Raw genomic sequence first — 21,703 nt, 5'->3', positions numbered from 1 at the left:
GTGCCGGGTCCACCTGAGCTAGCTCATGTCGGTAGACGGCGACGACGGGGAGACGACCACGCTGTCACCGGACGACGCGTTCGCCGTGCTCGGCAACGGGACGCGGATGGATATCCTCCGGACCCTCGGGGAGGCCGACGGCCCGCTCTCGTTCTCCGAACTCCGGGGCCGGGTCGGGATGCGCGATTCGGGGCAGTTCAACTACCACCTCGAACGCGTGGTCGGACACTTCGTCCGGAAAGGGGAGGAGGGGTACGCGCTCCGCCAGGCCGGGCGACGGATCGTCGAGGCCGTCCTCTCGGGGGCCGTCACCGAGGCACCGGTCATCGAGCCGACGCGTATCGACCAGCCGTGTCACTACTGTGGCTCGCCGATCGAGGTGAGCTTCCACAGCGATCGGGTGGTCAACTACTGCACCGAGTGCTCCGGGAAGAGCGAGCGGCCAACCGACGACAGCGGGGAGTTCGTCCCGGCCGAGAACGGCTACCTCGGGGCCCTGCCGCTCCCGTCGGCGGGCGTCGAGGGTCGGACGGTCCCGGAGGTGTTCCGGGCCGCCTGGACGTGGACGAACATCGAGCTCCTCTCGGAGGCCAGCGGGATCTGCTCGCGGTGCTCGGCACCGCTGGAGGAGTCCGTGAGCGTCTGTGAGGCTCACGACGAGGGCGAGGGGCTCTGCGAGCGGTGTGGGAACCGGCACGCGGTCGAGTTCTACGCGGCGTGTACGAACTGTATCAACGACCTCAGGGGGCCGTTCGTCTTCCGCCTCGTGGCCGACACGGACCTGCTGGCGTTCCTGACCGACCACGGGCTCAATCCGATCGCCCCCTCCGGGGAGGCCATCCACCGGGTCGACCGGATGCACATGAACTACGACGAGGAGGTCCGGTCGGTCGACCCGTTCGACGCCCGGTTCACGTTCACCCTGGACGGCGAGAGCCTGACGCTGACGGTCGACGACGACCTCTCGGTGGTCGACGCGACGAGACGGCCGGCATCCGAGATCGACTGAGACCGCTCGAGCGCCGGCGAACGACGATGGTCGACCTCTATCCCCTGTCACCCCGGAACGCTCGAAGCCCCGTCTCGATACGATCGAAGCCCGCTTCGAGCCGTTCGAGGGAGTTGGCGAAGGAGAGCCGGAGCCGTCCCACGCCGGCCTCGCCGAACGCGCTCCCGGGCGCGAGCACGACGCCGTGCTCGCGGAGGAGGTACTTCGCGAACGCCAAGTCGTCGGCGTCGACGTCGGGTTCGAGGAAGACGTAGAACGCGCCCTGCGGTTTCGGAGCCGAGAGTCCCTCGATACCCTCGATTCGTTCGACCACGTAGTCCCGGCGCTCGGCGAACGCCTCGTACATCGCCTCGAACGGCTCCTGGGGTCCCGTGAGCGCCTCGATCGCGGCGTGCTGTCCGGGCTCGGAGGGACAGGAGGTGGTCGCCTCGCGGATCTTCACCACCTCGTCGGTCACCTCGTTCGTGCCGGCGAGCCAGCCGATCCGCCAGCCCGTCATCGCGTGGGTCTTCGAACACGATCCGACCGTGAGGACGTGCTCGGGGTAGTCGGTGTAGGCGGCCATCCCCTCGGGTTCGCGGTCGTAGGTCAGCGCGGCGTACACCTCGTCGGCGATGACGTACGCGCCGTGGTCGCCGGCGGCCTCGATCACCGCCCGGACGGCCTCGGGCTCGAACACTCTACCTGTGGGGTTCGAGGGCGAGCCGAGTATCACGAGCGCCGTCTCCGGGCCCATGCGCTCGATCATCCGGTCGGCGTCTAGGTCGTACCCCTCCTCGGCCCGGAGCGGGACCTCCACGGGCACCCCGTCGGCGAGGTAGGCCTGCGTCTCGTAGTTCGGCCACGCCGGTCCCGGGTAGAGGAGTTCCTCGCCGGCGTCGACGACCGAGAGCGCGGTGAGCTGGAGCGCCTCGACCCCGCCGACCGTGATAACGATCTCCTCGGTGGGGTACTCGACGCCGAACGCTTCGGTCATGTGCTGGCCGACGGCCGCCCGACAGGCGGTCGTCCCCGCGTTCGGGGTGTAGTGGGTCCCGCCCGCCCGCGCCGCCTCGGCGGCCGCGTCGATCACGTGTTCCGGCGTGTCGAAGTCGGGCTCGCCGACCTCCAGCCGGACCAGGTCGGCCTCCGGCGGCTGGGCCTCGGCGAGTTCGTACATGATCCGGATGCGCGACTTCGACGCGCGCCGCACGCGGTCGGCGGGGGTGTGCATGGAGTCCACTCCGACGGCGGGTGGAAAAACGGGTGTGGTCCCGGCGAGTCGCGGATCGCGAATCGTGAACCGTGCGAGCGGCCCCGTCCGCGGAGACCCCACGGTTATCTACCCCACGTCCGTCGGGACGGCCGAATGGACATCGCGCTCACCTGCTACGCCTGCGGCGAGGACGCGACGCTCGCCGACGGACCGCGCTGTGACTGCAGCGAACCACGGTGGGTCGACACCGACCCCGCGGGGTTCGACTGGCCCGAGAGCGACGATCGCTCGCTGTGGCGGTTCGAGGGGCTCCTCCCGGACACGGAGCCGACCGGCCTCGCCGCCAGCGCGGGGGACACGCCGCTGGTCCGCGCGCCCCGACTGGACGGCGACGTCGACGCGCGCGTCCACGTCAAGTACGAGGGGGCGAACCCGACGGGGACGTTCAAGGACCGCGGGAGCGCGGTCGGCGTGGCGGTCGCGGCCGCGAGCGGGTACGACCTCGTCGGCACGGTCTCACATGGGAACATGGCGCGGTCGATGGCCGCCCACGCCGCGAGCGCGGGGCTCGACTGCGTCGTGCTCGTCCCGGCCGACATTCCGCCGTCGCGACTGGGGCTCATCGCGCGGCACGACCCCACGATCATCCGCGTGGAGGGCGAGTACGGCCGGCTCTACGAGGACTCGATACGGCTCGGTCGGGAGCGCGAGGTCGCGTTCGTCAACTCCGACACCCCCCTCCGGGTGGCCGGACAGAAGACGACCGCGCTCGAGATCGCCGGATCGTTCGCGCCCGACGTGCCGGACGCGGTGGTGATGCCGGTCTCGAGCGGGGGACACGCGAGCGGGGTCTGGAAGGCGTTCCGCGAACTCGACGCGGCCGGCCTCGTCGACAGGGTGCCCGAACTGTACTTCGTCCAGGCGGCGGCCTGTGCGCCCATCGCCGAGGCGTGGGCACGGGGTGACGAGACGGTGACGCCGGTCGAGGGTGGCGAGACCGTCGCCTACTCCATCTCGAACGCCGACCCGCCGAGCGGGAACCGGGTCCTCGCGGCCGCGCGTGCGACCGACGGCGGCGTCCTCGCCGTCGACGACGAGGCCATCCTCGACGCCCGACGGGCGCTCGCGGAGCGGGCGGGCCTCTTCGTCGAATCCGCCTGTGCGACCTCGCTCGCCGGCGCGAGAGTCCTGTCCGACCGGGGGGAGCTCGGATCCGACGAGGAGGTCGTGCTCGTCGCAACAGGTACTGGATACACGGAACGCGGCGTCGACGAGGTGGAGGTCGACGCTCGGGTGGTCTCGGTACCCGACCTCGACGGGGCGGTGGCCGGACTGTTCGACTGACCCACCTCGCCCACGAGCGGCAGGTCGGCTCCCGGGTTCGTGGTGGAATTCGGGCCCGTCCCTCGACGCTGCTCGTCGGGGACGCACGGATAGAGCGTGGGCGATCGGATGTCCAAGGTTAAAGACGGCTGGCCCTCATCTCCCGCCCGAGACGGATGGTATTCGAGGGCGAGTGGTGGGTCGGATGGTAGCCGAACAGTTCGTGGAGCTGGTCGGCTCCGATCCGGTCGTCCAGGGCCTCGCCGGTGGCGTCGTCATCGCCTCGATGAACCTGCTCGGGGCGTCGCTGGTGTTCGTCTGGCGCGATCCGTCGGAACGGGCGCTCGACGGTGCGCTCGGGTTCGCCGCAGGGGTAATGCTCGCCGCCGCGTTCACGAGCCTCATCATCCCGGGGATCGAGAGCTACTCGAACGGGAACCCGCTCCCGGTGCTCCTCGGCGTGACGCTCGGTGCGCTCTTCCTCGACCGCTCGGACGTGCTCGTCCCCCACGCACACTACCTGCTCTCGGGTCGACGCCGCTCCGACGCGGCGAACCCGGACGATGACCTCCCGGTCGCGGACGAACGCGTCACCGGGGTCGTGCTGTTCATCCTCGCCATCACGCTCCACAACGTGCCCGAGGGCCTCGCCGTCGGGGTGGGGTTCGGAAGCGGTGATATCGACACCGCGATCCCCCTGATGCTCGCCATCGGCATCCAGAACATCCCCGAGGGGCTGGCCGTCTCCGTCGCGGCCATCAACGCCGGTCTCGATCGGCGGATGTACGCGGCGTTCGCCGGCATCCGGTCGGGGGTCGTCGAGATCCCGCTCGCGGTCTTCGGCGCGTACGCCGTCCAGACGGTGTCGGTGCTGCTCCCCTACGCGATGGGGTTCGCCGCCGGCGCGATGCTGTTCGTCATCAGCGACGAGATCGTCCCCGAGACACACACCCGGGGCAACGAGCGTCTGGCCACTCTCGGGGTCATCTTCGGTGCCATCGTGATGCTCTACCTCGATATCTCGCTCGGGTGATCGCTCGACGTCGGTCGAGGATCGGACCCGGATCGCCGGATCTCGGCCGCCGATCCACCATCGGACTACCCCTCACAGCGGTCGAGCGGGACCCGCAGGCCGTCCCCCTCGCGGCGGAAGGTCGTCCCGAACCCCGCCGAGCGGTCCCGCATCCGGTCACGGAGCCACCTCGCGGCGTCCGCGCCCGCCCGGTTCGCCGACTCCGCCTCGATCTCGATCGGGACGAGCCGGAGGCCCTCGAAGGTGCCGTCCTCGACTGCGAGTTCGAACAGGAAGCTCCGATCGTTCCGGAGGTCGGGCTTGACGAGGTAGTCGTCGACGAAGTCGCCGGTGTCGTAGACGATCGGCCGACCACGGTAAACCTCGACCCCCTGGACGACGTGCGCGCTGTGGCCGTGGACGAGGTCGACGCCGCGGTCGACGAGCCCCCGTGCGAACCGCCGCCGGGCGCTCGACGGTCGAGTCCTCCAGTTGGGTCCCCAGTGCAGCGACGCGACCACCAGATCCGGATCGCGCTCTCTCGCGCGTTCCAGCGCCGCGTCGACCAGCCGTCGCGTAATCGGGTTTCCCGGTTCCATCCGGACGAACGCGGTCCCCGCACTGTCGGGGCCGGCACCGTACGAGGGTGATCGGTCGGTGAACGCGAGCACCGCGACCCTGAGCCCGCCGACCTCGACGACGCTCGGCTCGACCGCCGCGTTCAGATCCGGTCCCGCCCCCGCGTGGGGGATACCGCCGGCATCGAGCTTGGCGAGGGTGTCCGAGAACGCGCCCCTCCCGAAGTCGAGAACGTGATTGTTCGCGAGGCTGGCCCAGCTCACGCCGCCCGCACGGAGTGCCCGGACTGCCCAGTCGGGATCGGCGCGGAAGTGATAGGTTCGACCGGGGCGGGGGCTCCCGCGGTCGGAGAGACAGCACTCGAGGTTGCAGAACAGCCCATCGAGGGACCGAAGGCGATCCAGCGTCGTCCCCCAGATCCCCTCCGGGGGCCCGTCCTCCCACCGCTCGTCCACCCCGCGACCGAGCATGACGTCGCCGACGAGGCCGATCCGGGCGTCGACCGGTCGGCCGACCGATACCGGGCATTCGGCCGGGGTCGACCGGCCGACGACGCCGAGACAGCCCGCGGTGGAGAGGGCGGTCGCACCCAGGACGGCCCGTCGTGTACGCTTCATCCGTACGGTCGACTCGTCGGTCGCGCGCTGACCCCTTGAACCCGACGCGACGACCGCCGGGATCCGACCTCAGTCGGCTCCCTGCTTGAGTTCGGTGTACGCCTCCTCGAACCGTGACTCGCACGACGGACAGCAGAACTGGTAGAGGTCGCCGTCGATACGGGCGGCGACCCCCTCGCTGTCGACGGTGTTGCCACACTCCGCACAGCTCAGGGCGAACGCCGCTCCCCCGAGGTCGGGCGACCACTCGACGCCGGAGAGAAGGGTGACCTCGAATCCCTCGACGGTCCCGTCCTCGAGCGCGTCGGGCCCGAGGGTGTCGGCGAGCCACCCCCCGACGTCGGTGTCCGGGGCCCGGGCGTAGCAGACGAGATCCGCCTCCGCGGTGGTGAACACGTGCTCGACGGTGCCGGCGTCGAGCAGCGTCTCCCGGACCGACCCGACGGTTCCGCCGCCCGGGCCGAGGTGGAGACGGACGAGCAGGGGTATTCCCTCGCGGAGCTGCGAGCGGTCGAGGTCGAGCGTGAACCGACGGATCACGCCCGCCTCCTCGAGTCGGGCGACCCGATCCGAGACGGCCGGCGGCGAGAGGTCGACGGCCTCGGCGATGTCGCTGTACGGCCGACGGGCGTCCGAGAGCAGGAGCCTGAGGATCTCGAGATCCGTCTCGTCGAGGTCTCGCATAGTGGTACAGTTCCCCCGAAGGAATAAAAGCCAACCGTATGAAACTCCACGAATTCGAATCTACATTCGAGTTCCAACTGTTGATTCGAAAAGGCAGTGTCGAATCGAGTCCGCTCCGAGGGCTGGAGTACCATCCCCCCGAAGCGCGTCCGTCTCACCCCGTCGGAGACCGGTTCCCCTACGCCTCCGCGTGCGTGTCGCCGAGGTGGATAAAAGGCAGTGCCCTCGGCCGCCGGGACGGTCGCCACGGATCCGCCGACGAGGGCCAGTCATCCGTGCAGTGCCGATCGACCGTTCCCCCGCGCCTCCGACCGCCGCGGGATCGGTGCTCGCGACGCCGACTGCGTACCTCCGGTGACGGGGCGGCGGCGATAGCACACAGGGGCGCGATACTCAGAACGGCCTACAATTCAGATTACAACTATGTATAATAAATTTATCTTTCATCCTCAGAGTCCGACGGCAGCTCGACGTCGGGATCCCGACCGACTGCCGTCGATCCCGACCGACTATCTACCCCAATATCTGGAGAATGAGGTTCTACGGGCTGTTACGGCCCGAATGGGTCGTCGTTATCGATCCGCTCGCCGTCTCGCCGGTCGGGGCTCGGATACTCCGCTCTCCGGGACGGCGGATCGATCGATTCCTCCGCCTTCCGCCTCCCTCGTGTGATCTCGATCCTCGATACCGGACGGTCACACGACCCGCGCCGTGGGGATCGATCGTGCGAGCAAAATACATGATAAGTTACTATTATTGGAATCTACCTCTTCTATGTTATTATTCGATATCCAGTGTCGGGGGGTCGGCGCTCCGGGGTCCCCGTCCAGCTACCGAGGCCGATCGGTCGGGGGTCCGGTGACTCGAGCCGGTGGGGGTGGGGTCCGTCCGGTACAGTGAAGCCCCGGGGGGACCGACCGGGACCACCTCGACGATGACACACGAGCGAGCGGACACCGACGACGTGGAGTACCCGACCGACCTGGCGACGCTGGCCGCCACGCTGGTCCGTATCGAAACCGAGAACCCCCCGGGGAACGAGCGGCCGGCGGCCGAGTACGTCCACGACTGGTTCACCCACCACGGTCTCGACGCGACGCTCGTCTCCGAACCGGATCCCGACCGCCCACAGGTGGGGGTTCGGGTGGGGGACGGCGACCCGACGCTCGTGCTCAACGGCCACACCGACGTCGTCCCCGCGGGTGACCCCGGGGAGTGGTCCCACCCACCCTACGGAGGGAGGATCGAGGACGGACGTCTCTACGGGCGGGGGAGCGTCGACATGAAGACCGGTATCGCGATCGCCATGCTCACCGCGCTCGACCTCGCCGACCCCATCGAGTCCGGCGAGCTCGACGGCTCGCTGGTCGTCCACGCCGCGATGGGCGAGGAGACGGCCGCACCCGGCACCAGGACGCTCCTCGAAGCGGGGTTCGACGGGGACTTCGGGGTCGTCCTCGAACCGACGGAGTGTCGGGTCGCGACCAGCGCGAAGGGGCTCGCGTGGTACGACCTCACCTGGCCGGGCGAGCCCTCCCACGCGAGCCGACCCGACCAGGGTCACAACGCGATCGACGACCTCCCGGCAGTCCTCGCGGCGATCGAGGAGTACGACGAACGACTCCGCGAGCGGACCGACCCGCTCTGCGGGCAGGCGTACGCGACCGTCACCCGCGTGGTCGCGGGCGAGGGGACGAACCGGGCCGTCTTCCCCGACCGGGCGGGACTCGTCCTCGACCGGCGGATACTCCCCGGGGAGACCGTCTCGGCGGTCGACGACGAGGTGGCGGCGCTGGTCGACGACCTGCAACACGAGTTCGGCGTTCCCGTCTCCTGGGAGCGCACGGAGACGTACGCCTCGGCGTCCATCCCGACCGACCACCCGCTCGCGGAGACGTTCCGCGAACACGCCGCGGACGTGGCGGGCGCGCCGACCGACCCGTGGGGTATCGAGGCGTCGACCGACGTCCGGAACTTCGTCGAGGACGCCGGTATCCCGGCGATCACGTGGGGGCCGGGGAGCCTCGAACAGGCACACACCGTCGACGAGTACGTCGACCTCGACGCCGCGGAGGCCGGGATGGAGGCGCTTGGGCGGGCCGCGACCGACCTCCTCTCGTCCCCGTAGGCCGTGCGGCCGGAACCGGCGGCTCGGAGACGACTGGCTCGAACGGTCGAGGACCGCTAGTCGGGCACGTTCCGGATCGGACCGGTGCCGTCGATGGTCGGTCTCCTCACCTCCGAGCGCTAGATGTCCGTCACGCGCGAGTGGTCGTCGTCGAGCGCGGCCGCGTCCTCGGGGAGGAGCGCGACCACGAGGTAGTCCGGGTACTCGGCGAAGTAGTCGACGAGCGCGGCGATCCGGTCGGCGTCGAGCGCTTCGAGCGAGTCGAGTAGCATGAACGGGACCGTCTCGTGGACGTCGTGGACGAGGTAGCCCGCGAGGGCGAAGACCAGTCCCGTCACCTCCCGTTCGCTCTCGCTGAGGTGGTCGACGGTGTCCTCGTAGGCCGTCCCCGACTCCGTGTTCCGGACGACGTGCATCTCGAACTCGCTCCGCTCGACCGTCCGCCGACCCTCCCTGACCTCGCGTTCGAGCCGCTCGATCCAGATACGCTCGACGTTCTCGTAGGCGAGCACGTCGAGGATGCGGTCCATGTGATCGTTGAACGCCTCGACGGCCTGCGATTCGAGCCGCTCGATCCGGGTCCGGCACTCGGCGAGCTGGTCCGTCACCTCGGCACGGCGCGCCTCGAGGCGGTCGTGGGCGGAGAGCTCCCGCTCGACCCGCTCGATCTCCGATCCCCGCTCCTCGACGTCGTCGCGGAGCCGCTCGGCTCTGAATTCGAGGCGGTTCACCTCCCGGTGGAGTTCGACCAGGGAGTCCTGTCGGTCGGCGTCGAGTTCGTTCGCCCGCGTCTCGAGCCGGTCGACCTCCTCCCGGAGCTCCTCACGACGTGATTCGAGTTCCGCGATGGTCCGCTCGCGCTCCTCGATTTCCCGCTCGACGCGTTCGATGCGTTCCTCCAGGTCGCTCCGCCGTTCTCTCCGACTCCGAATCTCGTCGCGTCGGCTCTTGAGCTCCTTGATCTCCGCCTCGATCTCCGTCCGCTTCTCCGCGTGCTCGCGTCGCGTCTCCCGGAGCTCCTCTAACGTCCCCTCGATGGCGTCGCGCTCGACGTCGCTCCCGCAGGTCCAGCAGACCACCTGATCGCCCAGTAGCTCGTCGGTGAGGTCGTCGCCCTCGGCCGTCGAGAGCGTGCTCTCGAGCTCCGGGCCGGAGCCGTCGAGCATCTCCTCGTTGAACTGGACGATCCGCTGGAGGCTGGAGACCGCCGACTCGACGGTCCGACGGTGGTCCCGGAGCCGTTCGATCTCCCGCTCGATACTGTCGACCTCCTCGGGAACCGGTTCCGGGAGGCTCTCGAGCTCCTCGGTAGCCTCCTCGTGATCGCGCTGGAGCGCCTCCCGGCTCTCGCGCTGGGTCTCGAGCTCGCGCTGTGTGGCGTCGAGTTCCTCCCGGGCGTCGCGGAGTTCGTCGAGGGCGTCGTCGAGCTCGGTTCGCTGCTCGCGGGACTCCGCGACCGTCGCGTCGGCCTCGTCGAGGGCCGCCCGCTTCGCCTCGAGCCGCTCCTCGATCTCCTCCAGCTCCGCCCGCAGGTCGGCCCGCTCGGACTCCAGGTCCGAACGGTCCTCGGCCAGATCGGCGAGCCGCTCGAACTCGTCGTCGATCTCGCGCCGCTCGGACTCGAGCCGGTCGATCTCCGCCCGTATCGCCTCCGTGTCGACCGGCCGCATGATCATCTTCCGGAGATCCCCGCCCCGTGCGACCGCCTGGCGTGCCTCGTTGTCCTCGGTGAGGAAGGCGAACAGCTCCGCGGCGACGGGGTCCTCGAGGTACGGATCGCCCCCGAGGACCGTCCCGTCGCCACGGCGGGTGAGCGACCGCGAGTAGCGCTCGCCACCTACCTCGAGTTCGACGGTCCCCTCGTCCAGGTCGCCCCTGAGCGAGGCGTCGTCGCTCCCCATCGCGGCCATGATGGCGCGGAGGAACGACGTCCGGTTCGTCGCGTTCCGGCCGGGGAGTACCGTGACGCCCTCGGTGAGGGTCACGCGGGTCGAGTCGATGCCGCCGACTCCCTCCACCGAGAGGCGACTGGTCTCCCTGTTCCGCTGTTTCATGTTGTCGGGGGTTCGAGCGAGCGGCGCATCAAAGTTTTCGTTTGTGCAAGTCCGCGCTCGCGAGGCGGGCGTCCGTCCCGTCGTGCGTATCGCAACTTCTGTTACGCGACTAGTCGTGTAACGGACCCCGTTCCGTCCCCGGACGCCGAGCCGTGAGAGCGATGTTACGGAGGTAACGCCGTATCGGGGCGGCCGATGGCCCGGACGTGCCTACCGCTCGCACCGACACGACCGCCCGACGAGGGACTCCGAGAGGGGGAACTGCTCGCCACAGGCGCGACAGGAGACGATCACGTCGACCAGGACGTCCAGGTCGCCGACCTGGAGGTGGCCGTCGCGATCGAGCCGTTCGAACGCGGAGGTCGCGACCACTTCGGTCCGTCGCTGGAGCGCACGGACGGTCGCGAGCCCGTCCCGAACGGCGGTCTCGGCGTCGGCCGGCGAGGAGTCCCGGGACACGCCGAGACACCCGGTCAGGTGTCGATAGACCGTCTGGTGGGAGATGAAGCGTTCCTCTATGCCCCCGACGTCGATGCCGCGGTCGCGGAGTCGGTTCCGGGCCTCGGTCCGCATCCCCCGGCTCACGTCGTCGTCCGTCAGCAACCGGTAGTAGTTCTCCGCCTCACCCTCCAGGGCCCCCTCGGGATCCGTCCGGAGCGCGGATTCGAGGAGCCTGACGTTAACGTGGTCGGCCAGTTCGCGGACGCCGGAGCGGTCCTCGTCGGCGATCCACCGCTCGCGGAGCGTCGCGTCCAGACCCTCCAGTTCGAACGCCTCGGCGACGGCCCCGACCTTACAGCACGGTCCCGTCTCCCCGTGGGGGTTCGTCATCGTCTCGATCCGAGAGACCTCGCCGAGCGTGTTAAACCGTTCGCACCACGCCCGAATGGGGATATTTCGTTCAGCCATGGTGAACGAGAATCGGCCGTTTCTCGGCCGTCACCGGGTTCGTTCGAGCGGGAGGGCCGCCGTCGCCGAGCGGCTCAGGAGTAGTTCAGGTTGAGTTCGATGACGTTGGCGGTGCTGGTGAGTTCCTCGGGGACCTCCTCGTCGAACCGCTCGCCCTTCATCCGACTGGTCGGCCCCGAGACGGAGATGGCCCCGAGCGGGTCCCCGTCGAGGTTCCGGATCGGGGCCGCCACACAGAGAAGACCGGCCACCCGCTCCTCCATGTCGCGGGCGTATCCCCGATCGCGTATCCCTTCGAGCTCGTCGAACAGCTCCTCCTCGTCGGTTATCGTCGCGTCCGTTCGTTCGGGGAGTCCGTGGGTGTCGACGATCTCGCGAACGCGCTCCTCGGGGAGGTACGCGAGGATGGCCTTCCCGAGCGCGGTACAGTGGAGGTGGACCCGCATCCCGGCGTAGGTGTCGAGCCGGACCGCCTGGTCCCCCTTCGCACGGCAGAGGTAGACGCCCTTGCCGTGTTCCTCCACCAGGAGGTTCGCCAGCTCCCCGCTCTCCTCGGCCAGCCGCTCGACCTCCCCCCGCGCGACGTCGTGTATCGGCATCCGGTTCCGGATGTGCTCGCCGAACTCGAGGAACCGCAGGCCGACCCGGTAGGTGTTCCCCTCCTTCACGAGATACTCGTTCCCGAGGAGGGTCGAGACGTGGTTGTGAACGGTGCTCTTGGGGATATCGAGACGGTTCGCGACCTCCGTGACGCCCGCCCCATCGAGCCGTTTCAGCGTCTCGAGGATGCGGAGCGTCGTCTCGGTCGCCCCGACCGTCGTCGCGCCCTTGTTCGTCATGTCCGCCCCGAAACCGCCGACCGACAAAAAACATCTGTTCGGTATCGGTGAACGTTCTGATGAAACTAATATATGGATGTATGTCCAGATATTTCATAGAAAGTCGTCCTTAGATCTCCCTGGTCGGCAATAGTTGCGAAAGAATCGTCTAATCGTGATTCGAGTTAGATGATAACATACTATATTCGGGTGAACGGGGGAGGGCGTCAGCGTGCCGCGGCGAGACGGGCCGCGATGCGGACGGCGTCGACCATGCTCGTCTCCGAAGCGATACCCTGTCCGGCGATGTCGAAGGCCGTCCCGTGGTCGACACTGGTCCGGACGATGGGCAGGCCGACGGTGACGTTGACGCCGCTCACCGCGCCGTCCGAGCCGAATCCGAGCATCTTGATGGGGATGTGGCCCTGGTCGTGGTACATCGAGACGACGCAGTCGAACTCGCCACGGGCCGCGCGGACGTAGATCGTGTCGGGCGACTCCGGGCCGTCGACGTCGAGGTCCCGCTCGCGCGCGGACTCCACCGCCGGTCGGATCTCCTCGTCGTCCTCGGTCCCCATGAGGCCGCCGTCGCTCGCGTGCGGGTTCAGCCCCGCCACGGCGATGCTCGGGTCGTCGATGCCCAGGTCGCGGAGTGCGCCGTGGGTGACTTCGATGACGGACTCGACCGCCTCGGTCGTCACGAGGTCACACGCCTCGCGCAGCGGGACGTGCGTGCTCACGTGTGTCACGCGGAGCGGTTCCTCGATGAGCATCATCGAGTAGTCGTCCGTCCCGGTCCGGGCCGCGAGCAGCCCGGTGTGGCCGGCGTGTTCGGCACCCGCGAGGCGCGTCGCCTGCTTGTTGATCGGCGCGGTCGCGATGGCGTCGACGGTCCCCTCGATGGCGAGGTCGATCGCGGTTTCGACGTACGCGAGGCTCGCCTCGCCGTACTCCTCGCGGACGACCCCGTACTCCAGGTCCGAGACGTTGTCGAGGTCGAGGACCGGGATGCCGTCCTCCACCTCGAGTCCCGCCTCGATCGAGTCGACCGCCCTCACCCGGAGGTCGCTCCCGCAGACCTCCACGGCGTCGGTCATCACCGACGCGTCCCCGACGACGATCGGTCTGGCGTGCTCGCGGGCCTCCTCGAACGCCTTCACCACTACCTCGCTCCCGACGCCCGCCGGATCGCCCATCGTGATCGCGACGACTGGTCTATCGGTCATCGCTACCTCCGAGTCGAGTCAGACACTTAGCTATTGTTCGTCCCCCCCCGAACGCCCCGGCCTTCGTGACGACCCGGGTGCCGGCGGCGGTGCCGTCGAGGACGCGCCCGACCGGGACGCCGGCTTCGACCGCCTCGCCGGTCAGCCGGACGCCGGTCGCCCCGAGCGCGTCGAAGACCCGACCGGCGACCGCCCCGCCCGTGACGAACAGCCCGTCCGGGGGGTCGCGCTCCCACGACCGCGTCGCGACCAGGGCGAGGCTATCGGCTACTCGCTCGCGCACCGTCGCGGGGTCGACCCCGGCGTCCCGTCCCGCCCGCAGCGCCCGGTCGACGTCCTCCTCCTCCAGTACGGACGCGACGACGACCGTCCCCTCCTCGTCGAGCACCTCGAACGCACGCTCGACGGCATCGTCCGCGGCCGTCGCCGGGTCGACGGCCGCTCGTATCCCGTCCAGCCCGACGATCCGATCGTCCCCGACCGCCCGTAGCTGGTCGAGCGTCGTCGGGCTCGCGCTCCCGGCGATGCCGAGGACGCGCGTCCCGTCCCCAGTCGATTCGGGCTCGGCGGCCGCGAGTCCCCCTCCACCGTCGCCTGCCGTTCCGGAGTCCGGTTCGTCAGCCAGTTCGAGCGCGCTCGCCAGCCCGGCGCTCCCCACGTAGACGACCTCCCGTTCGGCGAGCCGTGCGCCGCGACCGAGCGCCGCGAGGTGATCGTCGTGTACCGCGTCGCAGGCGAGTATCGTCTCATCAGTCTCCCGGACGACGTCGGCGACGGCCTCGGTTCCGCTCGCGACCGTCTCCACTCCGACGTGACCGACCGCGTGCGCTCCCCCTTCCAGTAGCGTCGGGAGGTGCGCCGAGGTCACGGGCTTTTCGGGGTCCTGCCCGGCGGCGGTGTCGGTCACGAGCGCGCCCTCGACCAGGTGGTACCCGCAGGCGGTCAGTCGGCCTCCCGCGGGGAACGCGGGTGCCACGAGGGCGGTGTCGGCCCCGCTGGCGTCGAGCGCTCCCTCGATCTCCGCGACCAGGTTCCCGCGCAGGGTGGAGTCGACCTTCTTGTAGACCGTCCGAGCGGGGGCGTCCCGGACTACTCGTTCGACGGCCTCCCGGGCCTCCTCGGACGGGAGGTACCGCGAGTCGGTGTTCACCACGAGCACCCCCTCCTCGGGCCGAGCGCCGTCCGCCCCGACCGCGACGGTCGTGGGATGGCCCCGGGCGGCGAACTCGTGGCCCGTGTCCATCGCCCCCGTGAGGTCGTCGGCGACGACGAGTGCGCTGAGCATACGGATGGGGTTCGCCCGGTCGAGGCATAAGCGCTCGTGCGACCCCGGGATCGTCGAACGGGGGGTACCGCCGACGGTTTCCGCCCCGGATCGCTCCGCGGCGGACGAAGAACTATGTGGGCGAACGTCGAACGATCGGGGGAATGGACACAGTTCCGACGTTCAGTGGATACAGACGCGAGAACGGACGGGTCGGGGTGCGCAACCACGTCGCGGTGATCCCGACGTCGGTCGCGGCGAGCAGCGTCGCCTCGCGACTGGCGGGCGACGCCGGGGCCTGGGCGCGGGCGACCCCTCACCAGATGGGGACCAGCCAGCCCGACGCGACGAGACGACAGACCGAGCGCGTGCTTGCCGGCGTCGGCCGCAACCCGAACGTCGGTGCCGTACTGGTCGTCGAGCTCGGGACCGAGGAGATCGACGCCGGGGCGCTGGCCGACCGCATCGCCGAGACGGGCAAGGCGACCGAGACGCTCTCGATCCGCGAGGTCGGGGGGACGAGCGGCGCGCTCGACCGCGGCGCGACGATCCTCGAGGACCTGAACGCCGAGGCCGAACGCGCACGACGGGAAGAGGCCGACGCCTCCGAACTCGTCTTCGGCGTCGAGTGCGGCGGGAGCGACGCCACCAGCGGCATCGCCGCGAACCCCGCGGTGGGCGAGGCGTGTGACCGACTCGTCGAGCACGGCGGGACCGCCTGCTTCTCCGAGACGCCCGAATTCATCGGTGCCGAGCACATCCTCGCCGAGCGGTGCGTCGACAGCGAGGTCCGGGAGCGGCTGCTCGACCGCGTCGACCGCCGGGAGAAGCTGGCCGACCTCATGGGAACGGACATCCGTGGCGCACAGCCATCGCCCGGAAACCAGGAGGGCGGCCTGACGACTATCGAGGAGAAGAGCCTCGGGGCCATCTCGAAGGGTGGCTCCTCGCCGGTCCGCGGCATCGTCGACTATGCCGAGGACCTCCCCGTAGGGGGCGGTCTCGTGCTGATGGACACGCCGGGCTACGACGTCGAGAGCGTCGTCGGGAAGGTCGCCGGCGGCGCGCAGGTCGTCGCCTTCACCACCGGTCGGGGCTCGACCACCGGCAACCCCATCGCGCCGGTGATCAAGGTGACGGGGAACCCGAAGACCTGGTCGCGGATGTCGAACAACATGGACGTCAACGCGAGCACGGTCATCAAGGGCGAGTCCCTGGGAACGGTCGGCGAACGGGTGTACGAGACGCTGCTCGCCGTCGCCGACGGCCAGCCGACGGAGGCCGAGCGCCGCCGACTCGAGGAGTTCGCCGTCAACGAGATCATGCCGAACGAACTCGCGGAATTGGAGGTCCGCGGATGAAGGGCGAGGTGCTCGACGGGGTGGCGCTCCGGATGACCCCCGACGACAACGTGGCGACGGCGATCGAGGATCTCGACGCCGGCCACCGTCTGACGGTGGGGGACCGGACGATCGAACTGGTCGACGAGGTCCAGTTCGGCCACAAGTTCGCCCTCGAGGCCGTCGACGCGGGCGAGGAGATAACGAAGTACGGCTACGTGATCGGGCGGGCGAGTCAGCCTATCCGTTCCGGTGAGTGGGCCCACGTCCACAACGTCGAGAGCACGCGCGGTCGTGGCGACCTCCGCGAGCAGGGAGGTGAGCCCGCGTGAGTCAGCACCGGCCCGCGAGCACGTCCGAAGCGAGCGAGGAGCGGGCGTTCACGGGCTACGACCGCGGCGAGCGCGGGACGGGGACCCGAAACCGGGTCCTGGTGCTCCCGTCGGTCATCTGCTCGCACGTCGTCGCCGACCGCATCGCAGACCGGGTCCCGGAAGCGGTGAGCGCGCCCCACGACCACGGCTGCGCCCAGATCGGGGCCGACAGCGAGCAGACCCGGCGGGCGTTCATGGGCCTGGGGACGAGCCCCAACGTCGCGGGAACGGTCGTCGTCGGGCTGGGGTGTGAGGTGCTCCAGAGCGACGAGGTGGCCGCCGAGATGGCCGACCTCGGCGTGCCCGTCCGCGAGCTCTCCATCCAGGGGGCCGGCGGGACCGACGAGTGTCTCGAACAGGGGGTCGATCTCGTCGAGGAACTCGTCGCGGACGCCCGCGCGAGCGAGCGGACCCGTGCGGGCCTCGGCGACCTGACGCTCGGGGTGGTGGCGAGCGACCTCCAGGGCTCGACCGTCGAGACCGCGGACCCGCTCGTCGGCGACCTCGTCTCCTCGGTCGTCGAGGCCGGCGGGCGCGTCCTCGTCGCCGGGACCGAGCGGTTCACCGCCCACCCCGAGGCCGCCCGGGAGGCCGCCGGCGCGGACGCGGGGGAGGTGATGTCGGACCTGCTCGACGCCTACCGCGACCAGCCCGCGCGGGCGACCCGGACCAGGGCCGACGCCCTCGACTTCGAGTTCGAGGAGCTCTCGGCCCAGTGGGACGGACGCCCCATCGAGGAGGTCGTCCGCTACGGCGCTCGTGCGACGCTGGATCGGGGCGTGGGCCTGGTCGACGCCCCGGCCAGGTTCGAGGAGGCCGCGACCGGCCTCGCCGCCGCGGGTGCGAGCCTCGTCGTCCACGTCACCGGCGAAGGGGTCCCCTCGGGCCACCCGCTCGTGCCGGTGGTCAAGATCTCGGGCGACGCCGAGACGGTCGCCGCGCTCCCCGACGACATCGACGTGGACGCGACGGCCACCGACGCCGACGAACTCCTCGAGCGGGTGCTCGCGGTCGCCGACGGCGACTCCTCGTGTGCCGAGGTCCACGGCCTGACCGAGTTCGCCATCACGCGCGTCGGCCCGTCGATGTAGGTCGGCCGAACCCCTCTCCCGTCGCTCGTTTCTACGCCAGCCCGAGCCGTCTGTACTGCTCCTCGGGCGCTTCGAGCGCGTCGAGCCCCTCGACCAGCAGGCCCCGCATCCGATCTTCCGCCGGTGATTCACCGGCGAGGTCGTTCCTCTGGTCGGGATCGACGGAGACGTCGAACAGCATGGGGTCGTCCTGCCGTGAGTGGGCCGGCGTCTCGAAGCGCCAGACCGGCGCGTCGGCGTACGGGACGGTAGCGGGTTCCGCATCGGGCTTCGGCTCCGGGTCGCGGAACTGGCGCGGGTACGGGTTCATCATCGTCGTCGAGTAGGTCACTCCTGGGATACTGGCGTCGCAGGGGTGGAGGTAGGTGTGGGTCCCGTCGGTGACGTTCACCGAGGAGCCCCAGTAGCCGTAGAGCGCCCAGTCCCGGTGGACCTCCGTCTCGCCCGCGAGGAGGGGGACGAGCGATCGGCTGTGCGGCCCCGCGCCCTCGGGCGCCTCGACGCCCAGGAGATCGAGGACGGTCGCGTAGACGTCGACCGCGGAGGTGAGCGCGGAGACCGACTCACCAGTCCGTGAACTCTCGGGATGCCAGACCAGCAGGGGCGTCCGCGCCAGCACGTCGTACATCGGCGCGTAGGGCTTGCCCATCCAGCCGTGATCGCCGAGGAAGTGGCCGTGGTCGGAGGTGACGACCACCGCCGTGTCGCTCCACAGCCCCTCCGCGTCGAGCGTATCGAGAACCCGCCCGAACCAGGCGTCGACCATGGTCGTCTTGCCGGCGAACTGCGCGCGGACGAAGTCGAGCTGGCGGTCCGTGAGCGAGGCGTCGCCCCCGAGTGCGCTCTGACCGGTGTCCCCCGCCGAGTCCACGCGGCCGTAGAACGGCCACACTGGTAGTTCGGGATCCGTGGGATCCTCGTCGGTGTACATCGAGGCGTACGGCTCGGGCACGTCGAACGGCTCGTGGACGTCGAAGCTATCGACGTAGCAGAACCACCGATCCCACTCCCGATTGCGCGAGAGCCACTCCGCGGTCCGGCTGAAGACCCGTGGGGCGAAGTAGTCCGCCTCGTCCTCCAGACCGACCGTGTTTCGCGCGTAGACGATGCGGTTCAGCAGGCCGAGGTCGTCGGGTTCGCCCGCGTTGAGCTGTCGCCTGAAGCCCTCGTTTTCGGGTGCGCGCGGCGTCGTCCGGAAGGCGTCCCACTCGTGTCCGCGAACCAGCTCCCACCCGTTGAAGTCCTGGTAGTAGCCGTTGCTCCCGTGCTGGAAGTAGTGGTAGTGGTCGCTGACGAACCCGGTGAGGACACCCGCGCGTCGGGCGACCCGCGGGAGCGGGTGGTCGAACGGCTCGATGGGGCCCCACGAGCGCCAGAGGAACTCCTGGGTCCCGGTGAGCCACTCGCGGCGAGCGGGCATGCAGGGGAGACTCCCGGCGTAGTGCGTCTCGAAGACGGTCGCCCGGTCCGCGAACCGGTCCAGGTTCGGCGTGTCGACGGCGTACCCGAACCCCGCCGGCTCCTCGCGGTAGGCTCCGAGGACGTCCCACCGGAGGCTGTCGATGGATAGCAACAGGACGTTCATCGACCCCAGGTCCACTCGGGAGGAAATAAACGCTCGTTTCGCCCATCAGCCGGGTCCGAGCCCCCGATCGTCGTCGATCGCCCGGACTCCCCGACCCGATGGCGGGCGAACCTTCCCGACACCGTAACAAGGGTAAGCCTGGACCGTGAACCCCTGCGTGCATGGCAGATACGCACTCGAACTACGTCGACGGCGAGTGGATCGAGGCCGACACGGGCGAGACGTTCGAGGTCCGCAACCCCGCGGACACGAACGAGGTCGTCGCCCACTACCAGGGCTCGGGCCCGGAGGACGCGGAACGAGCCATCGAGGCGGCCGCGGAGGCACAGAGCGAGTGGGCCGACACGCCCGGGCCGGAGCGGGGCCGGGTACTGACTCGGACCGCCGAGGAACTGGAAGCCAGGAAGGAGGAGTTCACCGAACTGCTGATCCGCGAGGAGGGGAAGGCACGGGGCGAGGCCGCGGGCGAGGTCGGCCGCGCGATCGACATCTTCCGCTACTACGCCGCGAAGGCGCGCGACCGCGGCGGCGACGTCAAGGCGTCCAGCAGCCAGGACACGACGCTGTACACCGTCGACGAGCCCGTCGGCGTGGTTTCGCTGGTCACGCCCTGGAACTACCCCATCGCCATCCCGGCGTGGAAGCTCGCCCCCGCGCTCGCGACCGGCAACACCGCCGTCCTGAAGCCGGCGTCGCTCGCGCCCGGCCCCGCTCGGGCGCTCGTCGAGGCGCTCGACGAGGCCGGCGTCCCCGACGGCGTCGTCAACTTCGTCACCGGGTCGGGGAGCGACGTGGGCGACCCGCTCACCACCCACGACGCCGTCGACGCGGTGTCGTTCACCGGAAGCGCACACGTCGGCGAGCAGGTCTACGAGGACGCCACCGCCGCGGGCAAGCGCGCCCAGACGGAGATGGGCGGGAAGAACCCCACCGTGGTCACCGCGAACGCCGACGTCGATGAAGCGGTGGAAATCGTCGGCGGGGGCGCGTTCGGCGTCACCGGCCAGGCCTGTACGGCCTGCTCGCGCGCCATCGTCCACGAGAGCGTCTACGACGAGTTCGTCGAGGGCATCGTCGAGTACGCCGAGGGGATCGAGGTTGGCCCCGGGCTGGAGGGCGGCGACATGGGTCCGCAGGTCAGTGAGGACGAACTCGAGACCACCCTCGACTACATCGAGGTGGCCGAGGACGAGGGTGCGACCCTGGCCGCCGGCGGCGAGCGCGCCGCCGACGGATCGCTCGGTGACGGCTACTTCGTCGAGCCGACCGTGTTCACCGAGGTCGAGCACGACATGCGGATCGCCCAGGAGGAGGTCTTCGGGCCCGTCCTGAGCGTCATCCGCGTCGACGACTTCGAGGAGGGCGTCGAGGTCGCCAACGGCGTGCAGTACGGCCTCTCGGCGAGCGTCGTCACCCGCGACCTCGGCGAGGCCAACCGGTTCGTCGACGAGGTCGAGGCCGGCATGGCGAAGGTCAACGAGAAGACGACCGGCGTCGAACTCCACACGCCGTTCGGCGGGTTCAAGCGCTCCTCCAGCGAGACCTGGCGCGAGCAGGGCGACGCCGGGCTCGACTTCTACACCATCTCGAAGACCGTCTACATGAACTACTGAGGGCGGGTTCCGATCAGACCGTGACGACGGGGGTCTCGAGGACCCCGATCCCCTCGATCTCGATGCGCACCGAGTCGCCCTCCCGGAGCGTGAACTCGTCGTCGGGCACGATCGACGTCCCCGTCAGCAGGACGGAGCGCTCGGGGACGGCGTTGTGTCGCGTGTAGTAGTCGACCAGTTCCTCGCAGGTCCGGACCATCTCCCCCGTCGAGGTGCTGCCCTCGAAGACCTGCTCGCCGTCGCGGGTGATGGTCATCGACATCGCGAGATCGTGCGGGTCGCCGACCGTCTCCGGCGAGGCGACGCAGGGCCCGAGCGCACAGCACCGGTCGTACACCTTCGCCTGGGGGAGGTACAGCGGGTTCGCCCCCTCGATGTCGCGGCTGCTCACGTCGTTGCCGACGGTGTAGCCGACGATCTCGCCGCGGTGGAGGACGACCCCCAGTTCCGGCTCCGGGACGTTCCACTCCGCGTCGCCCCGGACGCCGATGGCCTCGCCCGGCCCGACCGTCCGCCCGGGCGTGGCCTTGAAGAACACCTCCGGGCGGTCGGCCTCGTAGACGTCGAGATACATCTCCGGCATGCCGCTCTCGGACTCGCGTGCCTGTTCGCTGATCTCGTAGGTGACGCCTGCGGCCCAGACCTCGTCCGCGACGGGCGCGGCCGGCTCGTCCGTCCCCTCGTACGCCGGAGCCGCGTCGACGAGCGGCTCCGCCACCTCGTCGACCCCGCGGTCGGTGACCTCGGCCGCCCGCGCCAGGTCACCGAACGACGCGAGATCGGGCTTGACGGCCGTCAGATCGTACCGGGTGTCGCCGTCGGCGGCGACCAGCCGGGGGTCGTCGTGTGCCCCGTGTCGGTAGTAGTGCATCCCGTTATCAC

Annotated in this window: 18 protein-coding genes; 8 read left to right on the top strand and 10 right to left on the bottom strand. The window is 69.8% G+C overall.

Annotation, left to right across the window (positions count from 1 at the left end; all coding sequences use genetic code 11):
- The first annotated feature begins 25 nt into the window (after positions 1-25).
- The gene (locus WDJ58_RS16385; protein WP_338914359.1) at positions 26-1,009 is read left to right on the top strand and encodes a helix-turn-helix domain-containing protein; all 984 of its coding nucleotides are present in this window, start codon (positions 26-28) and stop codon (positions 1,007-1,009) included.
- Between the two features lie 37 nt (positions 1,010-1,046).
- Here the strand turns inward: WDJ58_RS16385 and WDJ58_RS16380 are convergent, their stop codons facing one another.
- Complete coding sequence (locus WDJ58_RS16380) at positions 1,047-2,222, bottom strand: pyridoxal phosphate-dependent aminotransferase (protein WP_338914358.1); 1,176 nt, start codon at positions 2,220-2,222, stop codon at positions 1,047-1,049.
- A gap of 135 nt (positions 2,223-2,357) precedes the next feature.
- Between WDJ58_RS16380 and WDJ58_RS16375 the strand changes: the two genes are divergently transcribed.
- On the top strand, positions 2,358-3,548 hold the full coding sequence (locus WDJ58_RS16375) for a pyridoxal-phosphate dependent enzyme (RefSeq protein ID WP_338914357.1): 1,191 nt from the start codon (positions 2,358-2,360) through the stop codon (positions 3,546-3,548).
- Between the two features lie 184 nt (positions 3,549-3,732).
- The gene (locus tag WDJ58_RS16370; RefSeq protein ID WP_338914356.1) at positions 3,733-4,560 is read left to right on the top strand and encodes a ZIP family metal transporter; all 828 of its coding nucleotides are present in this window, start codon (positions 3,733-3,735) and stop codon (positions 4,558-4,560) included.
- 65 nt (positions 4,561-4,625) lie between these two features.
- Here WDJ58_RS16370 and WDJ58_RS16365 read toward each other — a convergent pair whose 3' ends face one another.
- Both WDJ58_RS16365 and WDJ58_RS16360 read right to left on the bottom strand, forming a co-directional pair.
- On the bottom strand, positions 4,626-5,735 hold the full coding sequence (locus tag WDJ58_RS16365) for a CapA family protein (RefSeq protein WP_338914354.1): 1,110 nt from the start codon (positions 5,733-5,735) through the stop codon (positions 4,626-4,628).
- A 69-nt stretch (positions 5,736-5,804) separates the two neighbouring features.
- Positions 5,805-6,419: a winged helix-turn-helix transcriptional regulator gene (locus WDJ58_RS16360; RefSeq protein ID WP_338914353.1), complete on the bottom strand. Its 615-nt coding sequence runs from the start codon at positions 6,417-6,419 to the stop codon at positions 5,805-5,807.
- A gap of 934 nt (positions 6,420-7,353) precedes the next feature.
- On the opposite strand from WDJ58_RS16360, the gene WDJ58_RS16355 reads away from it, so the two are divergent.
- A complete protein-coding gene (locus WDJ58_RS16355; protein ID WP_338914352.1) occupies positions 7,354-8,547 on the top strand; it encodes a M20 family metallopeptidase in 1,194 nt (397 codons plus the stop codon).
- A 119-nt stretch (positions 8,548-8,666) separates the two neighbouring features.
- Here the strand turns inward: WDJ58_RS16355 and WDJ58_RS16350 are convergent, their stop codons facing one another.
- The 5 genes from WDJ58_RS16350 to WDJ58_RS16330 all read right to left on the bottom strand — a co-directional run bounded on the left by WDJ58_RS16350 (position 8,667) and on the right by WDJ58_RS16330 (position 14,839).
- Positions 8,667-10,601, bottom strand: a complete 1,935-nt coding sequence (locus WDJ58_RS16350) for an archaea-specific SMC-related protein (RefSeq protein WP_338914351.1) — start codon at positions 10,599-10,601, stop codon at positions 8,667-8,669.
- A 210-nt stretch (positions 10,602-10,811) separates the two neighbouring features.
- Entirely contained in the window at positions 10,812-11,432 is a 621-nt protein-coding gene (gene rdfA / locus WDJ58_RS16345) for a rod-determining factor RdfA (RefSeq protein WP_338914350.1), read from the bottom strand.
- Between the two features lie 152 nt (positions 11,433-11,584).
- Positions 11,585-12,349 carry an IclR family transcriptional regulator gene (locus tag WDJ58_RS16340; RefSeq protein ID WP_338914348.1) on the bottom strand — a complete coding sequence of 255 codons (765 nt, stop codon included), beginning with the start codon at positions 12,347-12,349 and terminating at the stop codon, positions 11,585-11,587.
- A 206-nt stretch (positions 12,350-12,555) separates the two neighbouring features.
- Positions 12,556-13,554, bottom strand: a complete 999-nt coding sequence (pdxA, locus tag WDJ58_RS16335; RefSeq protein WP_338914347.1) for a 4-hydroxythreonine-4-phosphate dehydrogenase PdxA — start codon at positions 13,552-13,554, stop codon at positions 12,556-12,558.
- Positions 13,544-14,839: a four-carbon acid sugar kinase family protein gene (locus WDJ58_RS16330; protein ID WP_338914346.1), complete on the bottom strand. Its 1,296-nt coding sequence runs from the start codon at positions 14,837-14,839 to the stop codon at positions 13,544-13,546. Before WDJ58_RS16330 ends, pdxA begins: the two co-directional genes overlap by 11 nt.
- A 143-nt stretch (positions 14,840-14,982) precedes the next feature.
- Here WDJ58_RS16330 and WDJ58_RS16325 point away from each other — a divergent pair, with 143 nt between their 5' ends.
- From WDJ58_RS16325 to WDJ58_RS16315, 3 genes are read left to right on the top strand one after another with little or no spacing between them, the layout of a single operon-like run.
- Entirely contained in the window at positions 14,983-16,179 is a 1,197-nt protein-coding gene (locus tag WDJ58_RS16325; RefSeq protein WP_338914345.1) for a UxaA family hydrolase, read from the top strand.
- On the top strand, positions 16,176-16,490 hold the full coding sequence (locus WDJ58_RS16320; RefSeq protein WP_338914344.1) for a UxaA family hydrolase: 315 nt from the start codon (positions 16,176-16,178) through the stop codon (positions 16,488-16,490). Before WDJ58_RS16325 ends, WDJ58_RS16320 begins: the two co-directional genes overlap by 4 nt.
- The gene (locus WDJ58_RS16315; RefSeq protein ID WP_338914343.1) at positions 16,487-17,623 is read left to right on the top strand and encodes a UxaA family hydrolase; all 1,137 of its coding nucleotides are present in this window, start codon (positions 16,487-16,489) and stop codon (positions 17,621-17,623) included. Before WDJ58_RS16320 ends, WDJ58_RS16315 begins: the two co-directional genes overlap by 4 nt.
- A gap of 31 nt (positions 17,624-17,654) precedes the next feature.
- Here WDJ58_RS16315 and WDJ58_RS16310 read toward each other — a convergent pair whose 3' ends face one another.
- Positions 17,655-19,208, bottom strand: coding sequence for a sulfatase-like hydrolase/transferase (locus WDJ58_RS16310; protein WP_338914342.1), 1,554 nt, complete (start codon positions 19,206-19,208; stop codon positions 17,655-17,657).
- Between the two features lie 161 nt (positions 19,209-19,369).
- Here WDJ58_RS16310 and WDJ58_RS16305 point away from each other — a divergent pair, with 161 nt between their 5' ends.
- The gene (locus tag WDJ58_RS16305) at positions 19,370-20,821 is read left to right on the top strand and encodes an aldehyde dehydrogenase family protein (protein ID WP_338914340.1); all 1,452 of its coding nucleotides are present in this window, start codon (positions 19,370-19,372) and stop codon (positions 20,819-20,821) included.
- A gap of 13 nt (positions 20,822-20,834) precedes the next feature.
- Here WDJ58_RS16305 and WDJ58_RS16300 read toward each other — a convergent pair whose 3' ends face one another.
- Positions 20,835-21,692, bottom strand: a complete 858-nt coding sequence (locus WDJ58_RS16300) for a fumarylacetoacetate hydrolase family protein (protein ID WP_338914339.1) — start codon at positions 21,690-21,692, stop codon at positions 20,835-20,837.
- Between the last annotated feature and the right edge of the window lie 11 nt (positions 21,693-21,703).

The sequence above is a fragment of the Salinirubellus litoreus genome, from assembly GCF_037335815.1.
In the GTDB taxonomy this organism is placed as follows: Archaea; Halobacteriota; Halobacteria; order Halobacteriales; family Haloarculaceae; genus Salinirubellus; species Salinirubellus litoreus.
The sequence above is the reverse complement of the archived record's forward strand: the minus strand, read 5'-3'. Positions and strand labels throughout refer to the sequence as shown.